Source organism: Kingella kingae (genome assembly GCF_900475905.1).
In the GTDB taxonomy this organism is placed as follows: Bacteria; Pseudomonadota; Gammaproteobacteria; order Burkholderiales; family Neisseriaceae; genus Kingella; species Kingella kingae.
This window is the reverse complement of record NZ_LS483426.1, coordinates 540147-555737: the sequence shown is the minus strand read 5'-3', so window position 1 is coordinate 555737 and position 15591 is coordinate 540147. Positions and strand designations below refer to the sequence as shown.

At 47.8% G+C, this 15591-nt stretch carries 14 protein-coding genes, 2 tRNA genes and 3 rRNA genes; 7 read left to right on the top strand and 12 right to left on the bottom strand.

Annotated elements, in window-relative coordinates:
* The first annotated feature begins 29 nt into the window (after positions 1-29).
* The 5 genes from rpsO to dnaQ all read left to right on the top strand — a co-directional run bounded on the left by rpsO (position 30) and on the right by dnaQ (position 2904).
* Positions 30-299: a 30S ribosomal protein S15 gene (rpsO, locus tag DQN52_RS03020; RefSeq protein WP_003791601.1), complete on the top strand. Its 270-nt coding sequence runs from the start codon at positions 30-32 to the stop codon at positions 297-299.
* Positions 300-472: 173 nt separating this feature from the next.
* Positions 473-1018: a glutathione peroxidase gene (locus tag DQN52_RS03010; RefSeq protein WP_032827902.1), complete on the top strand. Its 546-nt coding sequence runs from the start codon at positions 473-475 to the stop codon at positions 1016-1018.
* Positions 1019-1160: 142 nt separating this feature from the next.
* Positions 1161-1898 carry a C40 family peptidase gene (locus DQN52_RS03005; RefSeq protein ID WP_003788898.1) on the top strand — a complete coding sequence of 246 codons (738 nt, stop codon included), beginning with the start codon at positions 1161-1163 and terminating at the stop codon, positions 1896-1898.
* Between the two features lie 17 nt (positions 1899-1915).
* Positions 1916-2128 (top strand): hypothetical protein, encoded by a 213-nt coding sequence (locus tag DQN52_RS03000; RefSeq protein WP_003788900.1) that lies wholly within the window; start codon positions 1916-1918, stop codon positions 2126-2128.
* Positions 2129-2145: 17 nt separating this feature from the next.
* Positions 2146-2904 (top strand): DNA polymerase III subunit epsilon, encoded by a 759-nt coding sequence (gene dnaQ / locus DQN52_RS02995; RefSeq protein ID WP_003788901.1) that lies wholly within the window; start codon positions 2146-2148, stop codon positions 2902-2904.
* A 62-nt stretch (positions 2905-2966) separates the two neighbouring features.
* On the opposite strand, the gene rplS is transcribed toward dnaQ, so the two are convergent.
* The 4 genes from rplS to rpsP are packed head-to-tail and all read right to left on the bottom strand — an operon-like array spanning position 2967 to position 4864.
* Positions 2967-3335 carry a 50S ribosomal protein L19 gene (gene rplS, locus DQN52_RS02990; RefSeq protein ID WP_003788904.1) on the bottom strand — a complete coding sequence of 123 codons (369 nt, stop codon included), beginning with the start codon at positions 3333-3335 and terminating at the stop codon, positions 2967-2969.
* A 27-nt stretch (positions 3336-3362) separates the two neighbouring features.
* Positions 3363-4103, bottom strand: coding sequence for a tRNA (guanosine(37)-N1)-methyltransferase TrmD (trmD, locus tag DQN52_RS02985; protein ID WP_003788906.1), 741 nt, complete (start codon positions 4101-4103; stop codon positions 3363-3365).
* Positions 4103-4612: a ribosome maturation factor RimM gene (gene rimM, locus DQN52_RS02980; protein ID WP_003788908.1), complete on the bottom strand. Its 510-nt coding sequence runs from the start codon at positions 4610-4612 to the stop codon at positions 4103-4105. The genes trmD and rimM overlap by 1 nt, the downstream gene beginning before the upstream one ends.
* Before the next feature lie 3 nt (positions 4613-4615).
* Positions 4616-4864, bottom strand: a complete 249-nt coding sequence (gene rpsP, locus DQN52_RS02975) for a 30S ribosomal protein S16 (protein WP_003788910.1) — start codon at positions 4862-4864, stop codon at positions 4616-4618.
* Between the two features lie 157 nt (positions 4865-5021).
* On the opposite strand from rpsP, the gene alr reads away from it, so the two are divergent.
* Together alr and hpaC are read left to right on the top strand one after the other, a co-directional pair.
* Complete coding sequence (alr, locus tag DQN52_RS02970) at positions 5022-6089, top strand: alanine racemase (protein ID WP_032827904.1); 1068 nt, start codon at positions 5022-5024, stop codon at positions 6087-6089.
* A 26-nt stretch (positions 6090-6115) separates the two neighbouring features.
* Positions 6116-6598: a 4-hydroxyphenylacetate 3-monooxygenase, reductase component gene (gene hpaC, locus DQN52_RS02965; protein ID WP_032827906.1), complete on the top strand. Its 483-nt coding sequence runs from the start codon at positions 6116-6118 to the stop codon at positions 6596-6598.
* A 141-nt stretch (positions 6599-6739) separates the two neighbouring features.
* Here hpaC and rrf read toward each other — a convergent pair.
* From rrf to DQN52_RS02925, 8 genes are all read right to left on the bottom strand, one after another.
* Positions 6740-6851, bottom strand: a 5S ribosomal RNA gene (gene rrf, locus DQN52_RS02960).
* A 169-nt stretch (positions 6852-7020) separates the two neighbouring features.
* Positions 7021-9909: ribosomal RNA gene (locus DQN52_RS02955) — 23S ribosomal RNA — on the bottom strand.
* Positions 9910-10302: 393 nt separating this feature from the next.
* Positions 10303-10378, bottom strand: a tRNA-Ala gene (locus DQN52_RS02950).
* 52 nt (positions 10379-10430) lie between these two features.
* Positions 10431-10507: transfer RNA gene (locus DQN52_RS02945), tRNA-Ile, on the bottom strand.
* An 82-nt stretch (positions 10508-10589) separates the two neighbouring features.
* A 16S ribosomal RNA gene (locus DQN52_RS02940) occupies positions 10590-12126 on the bottom strand.
* The 16S, 23S and 5S rRNA genes sit together here with 2 tRNA genes alongside, the layout of an rRNA operon.
* Before the next feature lie 511 nt (positions 12127-12637).
* On the bottom strand, positions 12638-14044 hold the full coding sequence (locus DQN52_RS02935) for an efflux transporter outer membrane subunit (RefSeq protein ID WP_003787887.1): 1407 nt from the start codon (positions 14042-14044) through the stop codon (positions 12638-12640).
* Between the two features lie 10 nt (positions 14045-14054).
* Positions 14055-14642: a Holliday junction branch migration protein RuvA gene (ruvA, locus tag DQN52_RS02930; RefSeq protein ID WP_032827805.1), complete on the bottom strand. Its 588-nt coding sequence runs from the start codon at positions 14640-14642 to the stop codon at positions 14055-14057.
* A 5-nt stretch (positions 14643-14647) separates the two neighbouring features.
* Positions 14648-15430: a hypothetical protein gene (locus tag DQN52_RS02925; protein WP_003787893.1), complete on the bottom strand. Its 783-nt coding sequence runs from the start codon at positions 15428-15430 to the stop codon at positions 14648-14650.
* Positions 15431-15591: the final 161 nt, after the last annotated feature.

Sequence of the window (15591 nt, the reverse complement as noted above, 5' to 3'; positions counted from 1 at the left end):
AGGCATTTTATTTTTAGGAAACATTCAAAATGGCATTAACCGTAGAACAAAAAGCGCAAATCGTCAAAGATTTCCAACGCAAAGAAGGCGATACTGGCTCATCAGAAGTACAAATCGCATTGTTAACTTTCCGTATCAACGACTTGACTCCACACTTTAAAGCAAACCCAAAAGACAAACACAGCCGTCGTGGTTTGTTGAAAATGGTGAGCGCACGTCGTCGTTTGTTGGCATACTTGCGCCGCACCGATGCAGAAACCTATCGCAATGTGATTACCCGTTTGGGCTTGCGTAAATAATCACACAGTGCAGGCTGCTTTTGAGCAAAACTCAAAGCAGCCTGCACTTTTACAGTGGATTAAATTTAGATTAGGACAAGGCGACAACGACCGCCGTGTACACCTAGTACATAAGGGAGTTGGCAACGCTGTACTAATCTAAATTTAATTCACTATATTCTATGGAGAAAATCATGACTCAATTATACGATTTCACTTTAAACACCGCGCAAGGAGAAGCCAAAAACTTGGGCGATTTTCGTGGCAAAGTTTTGTTGATTGTGAACACCGCCAGCAAATGTGGCTTAACCATTCAATACGAAGCCCTGCAACAAATGTACGCAAAATACCGCGAGCAAGGCTTGGAAATTTTAGACTTTCCTTGCAACCAATTCCTAAAACAAGCACCAGAAGATAGCCCAGAATACGAACGAGTGTGCAAACTCAAATTTGGTACAGAATTCACTATTTTTGAAAAAATCCACGTCAATGGCGCAGACACGCACCCTTTGTATGCCTATTTAAAACAACAACAACCCGAAGACATTAGCCGCGGACACGCATTCAAAGAATTGCTGCTCACGCTGGCATCGTTGGGCGAAAAACATGAAGGCGATGATATTAAATGGAATTTCACAAAATTTTTGGTTAATCGCCAAGGCGAAGTGGTGGCACGTTTTGCTCCCAGCATGACACCGCAAGAAATTGAAGCCGAAATGGTGGCTTTGTTGCAGGCATAAGCCATTATTTACAAACAATGTAAACACACCCTAATGTTTTTTAACACTTTCTTGCACCAAATCGGATAAAATACGCAGGCTGCGATTTTCGTTTATTGAATCAGAAAATCGCAGCCTATTTTATTTTTTTCGCCTATTTATCATGATTGATTTAAAAAGAATTTATCGATTTGCAGGCTGCTTTTTATTGGGGACATCGTTGTTTTCCCCAGCGCATGCAAATCCAGATGATGACCCACTCGGTCAATTTATCCAGCAAAAACAAGCAGAACAAAAAGCCGCTCAACCAGATAACACCGATGAGCTGGGGGATTTGATTCGACAACGTACTAATTCCAACGTGCGCGCACAACGCCCATCGGCTGCAACCGAGCAGCCTGCACCGCGTCATAATGCTGCCCCTGCTGCCACAGCAACCAACAATTCGCGTAATCGCCCTGCTGCACCAGCCACTCCTGCGCCCCAATCTAATAGCCACGGCGATGTGGACGATTTAATTTCCAGCGCAATGGGATTTTTGGGTGTCGCGTATCGTTTTGGTGGCACATCGCCCACAGGTTTTGATTGCAGCGGTTTTATGCAATACATTTTCCGCAAGGCTTTTGCCGTGAACTTGCCGCGCACATCTGCCGAACAAGCCACCATAGGCACACCTGTTAGCCGCAGTCAGCTACAACCTGGCGACATGGTATTTTTCCGCACCGCAGGCAGTCGCATTTCGCACGTTGGCATGTATATTGGCAACGACCGCTTTATTCACGCACCACGAACGGGCAAGAATATTGAAATCACCAGTCTATCCAGCCAATATTGGAGTACGCGCTACGCCACCGCTCGCCGTGTCAAACGCAATAACGCGCAAAATTTTATTCGTAATTAATTGGGAGACTTCGTTTTATGGCACAACCCGAAATGCCCAAATGGCACAGCGACGACGGCTCGCCCGTATCGTGTACCGAAAAAATCAAAGTCATGTCGCAAAACATGGAAGAGCTGTATCAAACCGCGCAAGATGCGTTTGAAGACGCGCTACTCATGGGGTGCAGCGAAACCCAGTTGCGTAAATATCTTATTGATTTAATTAAAAGTATAGAAAAACCCTATCGCTAAACGTGCAGGCTACTTTTATGACCGAAACCCCTATCCGCCAAATTATTTTGGATACCGAAACCACAGGCTTTGAACACAGTGCCGCCGAAAATCCCGACCGCATGATTGAATTTGCAGGTCTGGAAATGGTCAATCGCCAGTTCACTAAAAATAATCTGCATTTGTATATCCACCCACAACGGGACATCAACCCCGATGCGATTGCGGTACACGGCATCACGCTGGAAAAACTGGAAAGCGAAAACGCGCCTGTGTTTGCCGAAGTTGCGCAGCAAATTTTTGATTTTATCAAAGGCGCGGAGCTGATTATCCACAACGCTAAATTTGACGTAGGCTTTTTAGATGCCGAATTTGCGCGAGTGGGCTTGCCCAAAGTCAAAACCATTTGCACCGTAGTAGATACGCTAGAAATGGCACGCGACCGCTATCCTGGGCAAAAAAACAGCTTGGACGCATTGTGCAACCGCTTGGACGTGGACAGAAGTCGCCGCGTGCTGCACGGCGCATTGATTGACTGCGAATTGCTGGGCGAAGTGTATTTGGCGATGACACGCGGACAGTTTAGCCTAGATGCCGCGTTTGCCAGCGATGTTGCCGAATCCAGCGCATCGCCCGTTATCGCTACCACCGCCACGCTGTTGCCACGCCCCGAATATTTGAAAGTGCAGGCTGCTTCGCCCGAAGAATTAGCCGAACACGAAGAGTATTTAAATCAATTAGATAAAGCGGTAGATGGCAGTTGCATTTATCGTCAAACGGATTCAGTAAACGCGTAAACAAATAAAAAAGCAGCCTGCACTTCAAATAAAAGTGCAGGCTGCTTTTTGTATTGACTAAATTAACCTTGTTTACGAGCAGGCAATTTTTCTTTAATGCGAGCCGCTTTACCAGTCAAGCCACGCAAGTAGTACAATTTCGCACGGCGTACATCACCGCGACGTTTCACTTCAATTTTTTCCACACGTGGAGAATACAATGGGAATGTACGCTCAACGCCTTCGCCATTAGAAATTTTACGCACGATGAAATTGCTGTTCAAACCACGATTTTTGCGAGAAATCACAACGCCTTCATAAGCTTGCAAACGAGTACGGTTACCCTCAACCACACGCGCCCATACCACAACAGTATCGCCTGGTGCAAATTCAGGGATTTCTTTGTTCAAACGAGCGATTTCTTCTTGTTCCAAGATGTCAATCAAATTCATGTTACTTTTCCTTAATATAATATGGATTTACTCGTTGCTTTCAGCGCAAATTTTCGCTAAAAGGCGAGCTTCCTGTGGGATTAAATCACGCTTTTCCAGTAAATCTGGTCGGCGTAGTAAAGTGCGGCGCAACGATTGTTCCAATCGCCATTCCGCAATCAGCGCATGATTGCCCGATTTCAACACATCGGGAACAGCCATACCCTGAAATTCTGCTGGGCGCGTATAGTGTGGATAGTCCAACAAACCATCGGCAAACGAATCCCGCTCGGCAGAAACCATGTTGCCCAAAACATTCGGCACAAAACGCAAAACTGCGTCCATTAACATCATCGCAGGTAGCTCGCCACCTGACACGACAAAATCACCAATGCTGATTTCTTCATCAATGCACGACTGCAAAACACGCTCATCAACGCCTTCATACCGCCCACACAGCAAAATCAAATTATCCATTTGCGATAATTCAACCACCTTTTGATGGGTCAAAGGTGCGCCCTGCGGACTTAAATAAATGGTTTTCAGGCTGCCTGAAAGGTTTTGTTTTGCTGAATCAATGGCTTTGCACAATGGCTCTGCCATCATTACCATGCCCACGCCACCGCCAAACGGTCTATCATCAATATAGCCCAATTTGTTATCGGCAAATTGACGTGGATTGATGGCATTGAATCGCCAAATATTTTGCTGACACGCACGTCCTGTAACGCCAAATTCCGTAATGCTGCAAAACATTTCAGGAAACAGCGTAATGGCTTGAATAAACATCAGTAATCCAAACCCCAGTCCACCGTAATCACGCGCGTTTCTTTGTTGACATCATCAACAAAATGCGAAACGAACGGAATCAATTTCTCGCCATGTTCGCCACACACGATTAAGACATCGTGTGCGCCCGTTTCCATCAATTTCGCTACTTCGCCTAATGCGATGTTTTCACGATTCACGACTTGCATACCGACCAAATCTGCCCAGTAAAACTCGTCTTCTTCTGTTTCTGCAAATTCATCGCGTGAAACTTCAATTGTGTAACCGCGCATTAAAGCAGCTGCGTCGCGGTCGTTGATGTGAGTAAATTTGACTTGCAATTCATCGCCAGCCACTTTGCCAAATTCCACTTCGGCAATTTGCACATCTTTGCCTTTGACTAAACGCCATGTTGGGTAGTCCAACAGGCTATCGGCGTATTCGGTGCTGGCTTGGACTTTTACCCAGCCTTTTACGCCAAACGCGCCTTTGATGTAGCCCATGCCTACCCAGTTTTGAGTGTCGCTCATGGATTAAGCAGCAACTTTTTGCTCTGCTACCAATTTAGCAACGGCATCGCTCAACTGTGCGCCTTGGCTAACCCAGTGGTTCAAGCGGTCAGCAGCGATGCGTACACGTTCTTGTTTTTCGTTGGCAACTGGGTTGTAGAAGCCAACACGTTCAATGAAACGACCATCGCGACGGCTACGGCTATCAGCTACGATGATGTTGTAAAAAGGGCGTTTTTTAGAGCCACCACGGGCTAAACGAATCACTACCATGTTAAAATTTCCTTAAATTTGAAAAATGTACGAATACAGAAAACCGCGTATTTTAGTGGGTTTTATGCTGTTTAGGCAAGTGTTTTATTTATTCTTTTTGCGGTTCAATCGCTATATAATACGCCTTTTCAACAAAGCAGCCTGCACGGAGACAACAATGCGCCCTTTGGTTTGTGAAATTCGTTTGGAACATTTGCGCCACAATTATCGTATTTTAAAAGAAAAACATGGTGGCAAATTATTGGCAGTGGTCAAAGCCAATGCCTATGGACACGGTGCGGTGCGCTGTGCGTTGGCGTTGCACGATATTGCCGATGGCTTTGCGGTGGCGTTTTTGGAAGAGGCAATTGAGCTGCGCGAAAACGGCATCACCAAGCCGATTGTGTTACTGGAAGGGGCGTTTGACGCGCAAGAATACCACTTGATTGAGCAATGGAATTTGTGGACGGTGGTACATAATCAAGTGCAACTGGAAGATTTATTGGCACACGATTGGAAACAGTCTGCAACGGTGTGGCTAAAAATGGACAGCGGTATGCATCGCGCTGGCTTTTTCCCACACCATTATGCGGCGGCATATACCGCGTTATCGCAAAGCAACAAAGTCGGCAAAATCGTGAAAATGAGCCATTTTGCCTGCGCCGATGACGCGGAACGCGGCATGACCGAAATACAAATAGAAGCGTTTGATTTGGCGTGCGCGGATTTGGCTGGCGAAAGCAGTTTGGCAAATTCGGCGGCGATTTTAGCGTATCCCGAAGCACATCGTGATTGGGGACGTGCTGGCATTGCGTTGTATGGCATTTCGCCGTTTACCGACCGTGCAGGCTGCTTTGATGCCGATTTGAAGCCCGTGATGCGTTTGGTTAGCAAAGTGTTTGCCGAGCGCGTGTTGCAACCGCATGAACCCATTGGCTATGGCGCGACTTTTTATACCAAGCGTTCTACGCGTGTGGGCGTGGTGGCGTGTGGTTATGCCGATGGCTATCCGCGTGCAACTGCCAACGATACGCCTGTGGCGATTAACGGCATTCGTTCGCGCTTGATTGGGCGCGTATCGATGGACATGATAACGGTGGAATTGACCGATTCGCACGCAGGTTTGGGCAGCGAAGTGGAATTATTTGGCGATGTGGTTAATGTGAACGAAGTGGCGCGAGCAGCTGGCACGATTAGCTACGAAATCACTTGCAACATCAAACGAGCGACGCGCGTTTATCGATAAAAAAGCAGCCTGCACATAATAACAATATGATTTTAAAAACTATACAACAAAACTTTCGTGAAGCCATGTCGTTTTGCGCGGCGGGCGTTCATGTGATTACCACAGACGGCAAAGCGGGGCGATATGGTATTACCATGACCGCCGTTACGTCGATTACCGACACGCCGCCGACTATGGTTTTGTGCGTCAATCAAAAAACCAGTATTTATCCCATTTTGCTGGAAAACGAATATTTGTGCGTGAATGTGTTGGCAAAATATCAACAAGATGTTGCCGAACATTTTGCAGGCATGACCAAGCTCACGCCAGCCGAGCGGTTTGAGCAGCATATTTGGCATCGCGGCAAAACAGGGCAACTGCAAATTGAAGGTGCATTGGCACATTTACACGGACACATTGTGGAGCATCATGTGATGGGAACGCATGGTGTGTTTTATATTCACTTAGACGAGATTTTACATCACGATGAAGCCGAGCCGTTGTTGTATTTTCGGCGACAGTTTGGGTAAGGCAAAATAAAATGCAGGCTGCTTTTTCCATACAAAGCAGCCTGCATTTTTTTCGTTTTATCTTGTTACGCAACAAATATGCAGATAGCAAGCAAAACCTCCTGCGAATATAGATTATTAGCAGGAGGTTTGTAATAAAGAGTTTGGCGATGACCTACTTTCGCATAGGGACTATACTATCATCGGCGCTGGTTTGTTTCACTGTCCTGTTCGAGATGGGAAGGAGTGGGACCAAACCGCTATGGTCGCCAAACGTAAACTGTCAAATTGGTAAGCCGTTAGAAAAAAATTTCTTTCGTTATTTATTATTTAATCAACTGTATTTCGGTGATAAACTGTATTCATCAGTAAGCTTTATCTTTTTGATTACTTTGCTTTGTATTTACATTATTTGTGTTTACTTTCAAAGTCCTTCAAATGATAGAGTCAAGCCTCACGAGCAATTAGTATGGGTTAGCTTCACGCGTTACCGCGCTTCCACACCCCACCTATCAACGTCCTGGTCTCGAACGACTCTTTAGTATGGTTAAACCACAAGGGAAGTCTCATCTTTGGGCGAGTTTCGCGCTTAGATGCTTTCAGCGCTTATCTCTTCCGAACTTAGCTACCCGGCTATGCTTCTGGCGAAACAACCGGTACACCAGAGGTTCGTCCACTCCGGTCCTCTCGTACTAGGAGCAGCCCCCTTCAAACTTCCAACGCCCACTGCAGATAGGGACCAAACTGTCTCACGACGTTTTAAACCCAGCTCACGTACCACTTTAAATGGCGAACAGCCATACCCTTGGGACCGACTACAGCCCCAGGATGTGATGAGCCGACATCGAGGTGCCAAACTCCGCCGTCGATATGGACTCTTGGGCGGAATCAGCCTGTTATCCCCGGAGTACCTTTTATCCGTTGAGCGATGGCCCTTCCATTCAGAACCACCGGATCACTATGTCCTGCTTTCGCACCTGCTCGACTTGTCGGTCTCGCAGTTAAGCTACCTTTTGCCATTGCACTATCAGTCCGATTTCCGACCGGACCTAGGTAACCTTCGAACTCCTCCGTTACTCTTTGGGAGGAGACCGCCCCAGTCAAACTGCCTACCATGCACGGTCCCCGACCCGGATAACGGGTCTGGGTTAGAACCTCAAAGTCACCAGGGTGGTATTTCAAGGACGGCTCCACAGAGACTGGCGTCTCTGCTTCAAAGCCTCCCACCTATCCTACACAAGTGACTTCAAAGTCCAATGCAAAGCTACAGTAAAGGTTCACGGGGTCTTTCCGTCTAGCAGCGGGGAGATTGCATCTTCACAACCATTTCAACTTCGCTGAGTCTCGGGAGGAGACAGTGTGGCCATCGTTACGCCATTCGTGCGGGTCGGAACTTACCCGACAAGGAATTTCGCTACCTTAGGACCGTTATAGTTACGGCCGCCGTTTACTGGGGCTTCGATCCGATGCTTGCACATCTTCAATTAACCTTCCAGCACCGGGCAGGCGTCACACCCTATACGTCCACTTTCGTGTTAGCAGAGTGCTGTGTTTTTAATAAACAGTCGCAGCCACCGATTCTCTGCGACCCTCAGATGCTTACGGAGCAAGTCCTTAACATTAGAGGGCATACCTTCTCCCGAAGTTACGGTATCAATTTGCCGAGTTCCTTCTCCCGAGTTCTCTCAAGCGCCTTAGAATTCTCATCCTGCCCACCTGTGTCGGTTTGCGGTACGGTTCTGATTCAACTGAAGCTTAGTGGCTTTTCCTGGAAGCGTGGTATTGGTCACTTCATGTCCGTAGACACTCGTCATCACGTCTCGGTGTTAAGAAAGAGCGGATTTGCCTACTCTTTCCACCTACTGGCTTAAACAAACTATTCCAACAGTTTGCTAACCTAACCTTCTCCGTCCCCACATCGCATTGAATCAAAGTACAGGAATATTAACCTGTTTCCCATCGACTACGCATTTCTGCCTCGCCTTAGGGGCCGACTCACCCTACGCCGATGAACGTTGCGTAGGAAACCTTGGGCTTTCGGCGAGCGGGCTTTTCACCCACTTTATCGCTACTCATGTCAACATTCGCACTTCTGATACCTCCAGCAACCTTTACAAGTCACCTTCACAGGCTTACAGAACGCTCCCCTACCATATACAAAAGTATATCCGCAGCTTCGGTTATAGATTTGAGCCCCGTTACATCTTCCGCGCAGGAAGACTCGACCAGTGAGCTATTACGCTTTCTTTAAATGATGGCTGCTTCTAAGCCAACATCCTGGCTGTCTGTGCCTTCCCACTTCGTTTACCACTTAATCTATCATTTGGGACCTTAGCTGGCGGTCTGGGTTGTTTCCCTCTTGACACCGGACGTTAGCACCCGATGTCTGTCTCCCGAGGAGCAACTTGATGGTATTCTTAGTTTGCCATGGGTTGGTAAGTTGCAATAACCCCCTAGCCATAACAGTGCTTTACCCCCATCAGTCTCATACTCGAGGCACTACCTAAATAGTTTTCGGGGAGAACCAGCTATCTCCGAGTTTGTTTAGCCTTTCACCCCTATCCACAGCTCATCCCCGCATTTTGCAACATGCGTGGGTTCGGACCTCCAATGCGTTTTACCGCACCTTCATCCTGGCCATGGATAGATCACTCGGTTTCGGGTCTACACCCAGCAACTAGTCGCCCTATTAAGACTCGGTTTCCCTACGCCTCCCCTACTCGGTTAAGCTCGCTACTGAATGTAAGTCGTTGACCCATTATACAAAAGGTACGCAGTCACACCACAAAGATGCTCCCACTGTATGTATGCATCAGGTTTCAGGTTCTATTTCACTCCCCTTCCGGGGTTCTTTTCGCCTTTCCCTCACGGTACTGGTTCACTATCGGTCGATGATGAGTATTTAGCCTTGGAGGATGGTCCCCCCATATTCAGACAGGATTTCACGTGTCCCGCCCTACTTCTCGTATACTTAGTACCATGGTTAAGATTTCAAATACGGGGCTATCACCCACTATGGCGGAAGTTTCCAATCCCTTCTTCTATCTTAACCATTATCATATACAGGCTTTTCCGCGTTCGCTCGCCACTACTTGCGGAATCTCGGTTGATTTCTTTTCCTCTGGGTACTTAGATGGTTCAGTTCTCCAGGTTCGCTTCTCTAGCCCTATGTATTCAGACTAGGATACTGCACGAGTGCAGTGGGTTTCCCCATTCGGACATCACGGTATCATTGCTTTTTTGCCAGCTTCTCCGTGCTTTTCGCAGGCTTACACGTCCTTCTTCGCCTATCATCGCCAAGGCATCCACCTGATGCACTTATTCACTTGACTCTATCATTTGAAGAACCTTCTGACTTTGCTATTTTAGCGTTGACTACTAAAATAACTTAGATTCTCTACTTTGATAAAGCTTACTGCTTGTTGTGTACTAACCTTGCCTTTTGAATTCAAGATTAGTTGATACAATCATCACCCAAATTTTGTTATTCGATTTGTTGCCTTTGCAGGCTGCCTGAAATACTGTTGCATCAGCATCCCAAACCAAATCGACAACATTGTCTTTGTTTGTTGATTTCGGCTTTCCAATTTGTTAAAGATCGATGCGTTTAATTATACTTCTTCTCAGCTTTCGCTTATAAAAAATATATCGCAAATTAAAGTAAGCTCGCCAGTTTATCTAAACTTGCTTTAATTTGCAATCTAATTTTTCATTTTATTTAATCTTGGTGGAGGCAAACGGGATCGAACCGATGACCCCCTGCTTGCAAAGCAGGTGCTCTACCAACTGAGCTATGCCCCCAGTATTTCTTACTTCTCGTAAGCTTTACAACTTGAATTCGCTTCTCTAATCCTGGTGGGTCTGGTAGGACTTGAACCTACGACCCCACGCTTATCAAGCGTGTGCTCTAACCACCTGAGCTACAAACCCATTTTGTGTACTTCTTGCTCTTCGCATCTTCATCTAAATTACCGATAAGTGTGAGTACCTAACAATCTCTTCTTTTCTCTAGAAAGGAGGTGATCCAGCCGCAGGTTCCCCTACGGCTACCTTGTTACGACTTCACCCCAGTCATGAAACATACCGTGGTAAACGGGCTCCTTGCGGTTACCCTATCTACTTCTGGTATCCCCCACTCCCATGGTGTGACGGGCGGTGTGTACAAGACCCGGGAACGTATTCACCGCAGTATGCTGACCTGCGATTACTAGCGATTCCGACTTCATGCACTCGAGTTGCAGAGTGCAATCCGGACTACGATCGGTTTTCTGGGATTGGCTCCACCTCGCGGCTTGGCTACCCTCTGTACCGACCATTGTATGACGTGTGAAGCCCTGGTCATAAGGGCCATGAGGACTTGACGTCATCCCCACCTTCCTCCGGTTTGTCACCGGCAGTCTCATTAGAGTGCCCAACTTAATGATGGCAACTAATGACAAGGGTTGCGCTCGTTGCGGGACTTAACCCAACATCTCACGACACGAGCTGACGACAGCCATGCAGCACCTGTGCTACGGCTCCCGAAGGCACAAGAGTATCTCTACTCTCTTCCGTACATGTCAAGACCAGGTAAGGTTCTTCGCGTTGCATCGAATTAATCCACATCATCCACCGCTTGTGCGGGTCCCCGTCAATTCCTTTGAGTTTTAATCTTGCGACCGTACTCCCCAGGCGGTCAATTTCACGCGTTAGCTACGCTACTAAGCAATCAAGTTGCCCAACAGCTAATTGACATCGTTTAGGGCGTGGACTACCAGGGTATCTAATCCTGTTTGCTACCCACGCTTTCGAGCATGAACGTCAGTGTTATCCCAGGGGGCTGCCTTCGCCATCGGTATTCCTCCACATCTCTACGCATTTCACTGCTACACGTGGAATTCTACCCCCCTCTGACACACTCTAGCTAGCCAGTTCAAAACGCAGTTCCCAAGTTGAGCTCGGGGATTTCACATCTTGCTTAACTAACCGTCTGCGCTCGCTTTACGCCCAGTAATTCCGATTAACGCTCGCACCCTACGTATTACCGCGGCTGCTGGCACGTAGTTAGCCGGTGCTTATTCTTTAGGTACCGTCATCAGTTAATGATATTAGCATCAACCTTTTCTTCCCTAACAAAAGTCCTTTACAACCCGAAGGCCTTCTTCAGACACGCGGCATGGCTGGATCAGGCTTTCGCCCATTGTCCAAAATTCCCCACTGCTGCCTCCCGTAGGAGTCTGGGCCGTGTCTCAGTCCCAGTGTGGCGGATCATCCTCTCAGACCCACTACTGATCGTCGCCTTGGTGGGCCCTTACCCCACCAACTAGCTAATCAGTTATTGGCCGCTCGAATAACGCAAGGTCCGAAGATCCCCTGCTTTCCTTCTCAAAGCGTATGCGGTATTAGCTATCCTTTCGGATAGTTATCCCCCATTACTCGGTACGTTCCAATATATTACTCACCCGTTCGCCACTCGCCACCAAGTACAAGTACTCGTGCTGCCGTCCGACTTGCATGTGTAAAGCATGCCGCCAGCGTTCAATCTGAGCCAGGATCAAACTCTTATGTTCAATCTCTAACTTACTTAACTTCTGGTCTGCTTCAAAGTAACTGACAGAGAATTATTTCAATTATTAGCAACCATAAGGTATAACCAAAAACTAAAACAACAATCTTGTCTGTTTTAAGCAGTGTGAGACCATCAGGCACTCACACTTATCGGTAATCTATCTGTTAAAGAACTTCTTACTTCTAAACCTTGAAAAACTTAACCAACTTCTGTATAATCAGTCAGCTATTCTCTTTTCTTCGCCGCCGTAGCAGCGAAGAACCGAACTATACGCTACTCACCACAAACCGTCAAATAATTTCTAGCACTTTTTTACAACTTTTTTGCAATTCTCTGTTTTTCCACAACTTTTATTTTTCAACTTCTTGGAAATTGGAATTCGGTAAACTCAACCCAAGCGTGGGTAGAGCGGCTCAACGCTATGCTCTCTCTTAATCATGTAAATGAAAATAACAATGTGCAGGCTGCTTTTCTACACAAACAAACCGTGAAAAAGCAGCCTGCACCTTATGTTATGGCAGCCAACCACCTCCCAATGCCACATTCGCATTTATCCATGCGGCGTTTTGCTGGGCTTGTGCGTCTAGCTGTTGGCTTTGCGCTACCAGCACTTCGTCCTGTGTGGCAAGTTGGTTTAAGCCGTTATCTAGCCCTGCGCGGTGGCGGCGTGCGGCGGCTTGTGCTGCGCGTTGGGCAATGGCGGTGCTTTCTTGTTGCAGGCGATAGGCTTGTGCGCTTTGCTCGTAGGCAACCAGCGCATTGGCGGCTTGGCGCAAACTTTGGTACACGGTTTGATTGTATTGGGCGACTTGTTCGTCAAATTCGGCGTGTTTTTGCGCGAGATTGGCTTGCAATGCGCCCGATGTGAAAATCGGCAAACTCACGCTGGGCAACAATCCTGCCATTAGGTTGGCCGATGTGGGCAAATTGCCAATTTTCAGCTCCGACAATCCTGCCAATGCGCTAATGCGAATGTTGGGATAAAAATCGGCACGCGCGGCTTTGATTAACTGATTACGCGCCAAAATGGCTTCGCGCTGGGCAGCAATGTCGGGGCGTTTGCCTAATAAATCGGCAGTTAAAGTATCGCTAGGCAAAGTGGGGACGCTTGCCAAATGGCTGGCTTGCAAAGTCGGCAAATCGTTGGGCGTTTTGCCACTCAATGCAGCCAATGCGTGTAAGGTTTGTTCGGCGCGTTGCTGCATTTGACGCAAAGCAGCCTGCAACTGGCATTTAGCGGCTGTAATCGGATAGGCTTGCGATGCAGGCATTAAACCTGCGCGAATACGCTGTTGCAGCAAGGCTTCTTGCTTTTGTTTGATGGCGATTCGCTGCTCAATATAGCTGGCTTGTTGGCGCAAGGTTTGCCATTGCCAATAATGTTGCGCGACTGCTTGGGCAATCGCCAAACGCGCTGCTACCCATTCGTATTGTCGCGCTTGCACTTGACCGAGCGCGGCGGCGGTTTGCGCTTTTTGCTTGCCCCATAAATCCCACGTCCATTGCGCGTTTAATTGCAGGCTGCCATAGGCAATGTCGTGCCCAATCGCGTCTTGCACCGCTGCTGGAATTGGTGCGGTTTTATCATCTGGCGAATAATGCAACAAACCTGCGCCATTTGCCTTCAAAGCAGCCTGCACACCTTGTTGCGATTGCGCCAAACCGTGCGCCGCTTGTGCTTGACGAATCCGCGCTGCCACCATTTGTAAATCGGGCGATTGCTGCAACGCCTGCTCTATGAGCCGATTTAATTGCGCGTCTTGATACGCCTGCCACCAAGTCGGCGAAATCGGCGCAATGGCTTGATTGGGCAAATTGAGCTGTTCGCCCGACACGGGTTGTGCCAACGGCGTTTGTTCGCCAAAAGACGCGCAGGCAGCCAGCCACATCGCCATGCTATATACAATGTATTTTTTCATGATATTTTGCCTACTTCATTAACTGTTTCAATGCCAAACGCACACCCTCGCCCACTTCCACACCGTTGGGCAACGATTTGCAGGCTGCTTGCGCTTCACGCTCGGAATAGCCCAACGCCAGCAAGGTGCTGACCACATCGGCACGATTGTCCGTGTCCGCAGCAGGCGTAAACAAAGCCAAATCGCCCAAACCTCTGTGCGCCAATTTGCCGCGCAATTCCAAAATCATGCGTTCTGCCGTTTTTTTGCCGATACCTGGCGCAGACGACAAGCGTTTCACATCTTCGTTGGCAATCGCCTGCGCTAATTCATCGGTTGTCATCGCCGACAAAATACCCAACGCAGTTTTTGCGCCAATACCGCTCACTTTAATCAACTGACGAAAAGTCGTCCGCTCGCTCGCATCACCAAAACCAAACAGCAAATGCGCGTCTTCACGCACCACCAAATACGTATAAAGCTGCACCGTTTCGCCCAAAGCAGGCAAAGCGTAAAACGTTTGCATAGACACGTCCAACTCGTAGCCCACACCGTTTACATCTATCACAATTTGTGGTGGCATTTTTTCCAGCAACATACCACGCAATCTACTAATCATCTTGTTTACTCTTTCGTGCGGCGATGAAACTGTACCAGCCGTTCGCCATCGTTTAATTTCGCTCGGCACAAAGCGTGTCCGAACACCGTTTCCAACGTGATTTGATTGAGCTTGCCCGAAGCCACCGCCGCGTCCACGATTTGCTGTGCAGCGGTTAAATTATCGGGGCGCAACACGCGCCAAACGTCCAACGCTTGCCAATCGGCGTGCAGGCTGCTTGCGTTTTCATAGGTCAAACACAGTTTTGCCGTGTCGGTTATTGGGTCATAAAAACCGTGATGAAACAACATATCGCCCAAATCGTGCATATCCACCAAAGTCGGCGCAGCGCATTGAACGCCTTGTTCCGCCAACAGCGTTCGCACTTCGGCAAAACTATCCGCACCCCAATGTGAAAAAAACAGCAAGCCATCGGTTTTGAGCGTGCGCGACCAGTTTTCCAACGCCTGCACCAAATCGTCCGCCAAAGGCAAACTCAAATTCGCCCACAACATATCTGCACCCATCGTAGGCAAATCCGCATTTGGGTTGCCAATGTGCTGCTGCACCGCTTTTTCTTTCCATTTTGCCAACCAATTTTTTGGCTGCAACGCCAAAGCAGCCTGCACTTTTTCTGCCGTATCGCACAACACCAGCTGCGCCTGCGGATAACGCTTTGCCAACAGCGCACGGCTCACATCGCCATCTGCGCCAGCCAACACAATCTGTTTTGGCGCATGACGCACAATCGCCAATCTACCGTCCAATTCCATCGCCAAATGCCGATGAATCGCCCATTTGTCCACCATTTTTTATATCCAATCAAACGGCTACTACTCAAAGCAGCCTGCACAAAAAACAGCAATTTTAACATTCACACCACCAAGCCATAAAATAATTTGCCGATTAAATCGCATTTTTTACAAAAAACGCTTTACAAATTTCAAATTGTCCGTATAATTCGCGTCTT

Bases quoted from the DNA above. Each gene is read 5' to 3' on its own strand.
- rpsO (WP_003791601.1), top strand. From the start codon at position 30: ATGGCATTAACCGTAGAACAAAAAGCGCAAATCGTCAAAGATTTCCAA.
- DQN52_RS03010 (WP_032827902.1), top strand. From the start codon at position 473: ATGACTCAATTATACGATTTCACTTTAAACACCGCGCAAGGAGAAGCC.
- DQN52_RS03005 (WP_003788898.1), top strand. From the start codon at position 1,161: ATGATTGATTTAAAAAGAATTTATCGATTTGCAGGCTGCTTTTTATTG.
- DQN52_RS03000 (WP_003788900.1), top strand. From the start codon at position 1,916: ATGGCACAACCCGAAATGCCCAAATGGCACAGCGACGACGGCTCGCCC.
- dnaQ (WP_003788901.1), top strand. From the start codon at position 2,146: ATGACCGAAACCCCTATCCGCCAAATTATTTTGGATACCGAAACCACA.
- rplS (WP_003788904.1), bottom strand. From the start codon at position 3,335: ATGAATTTGATTGACATCTTGGAACAAGAAGAAATCGCTCGTTTGAAC.
- trmD (WP_003788906.1), bottom strand. From the start codon at position 4,103: ATGTTTATTCAAGCCATTACGCTGTTTCCTGAAATGTTTTGCAGCATT.
- rimM (WP_003788908.1), bottom strand. From the start codon at position 4,612: ATGAGCGACACTCAAAACTGGGTAGGCATGGGCTACATCAAAGGCGCG.
- rpsP (WP_003788910.1), bottom strand. From the start codon at position 4,864: ATGGTAGTGATTCGTTTAGCCCGTGGTGGCTCTAAAAAACGCCCTTTT.
- alr (WP_032827904.1), top strand. From the start codon at position 5,022: ATGCGCCCTTTGGTTTGTGAAATTCGTTTGGAACATTTGCGCCACAAT.
- hpaC (WP_032827906.1), top strand. From the start codon at position 6,116: ATGATTTTAAAAACTATACAACAAAACTTTCGTGAAGCCATGTCGTTT.
- DQN52_RS02935 (WP_003787887.1), bottom strand. From the start codon at position 14,044: ATGAAAAAATACATTGTATATAGCATGGCGATGTGGCTGGCTGCCTGC.
- ruvA (WP_032827805.1), bottom strand. From the start codon at position 14,642: ATGATTAGTAGATTGCGTGGTATGTTGCTGGAAAAAATGCCACCACAA.
- DQN52_RS02925 (WP_003787893.1), bottom strand. From the start codon at position 15,430: ATGGTGGACAAATGGGCGATTCATCGGCATTTGGCGATGGAATTGGAC.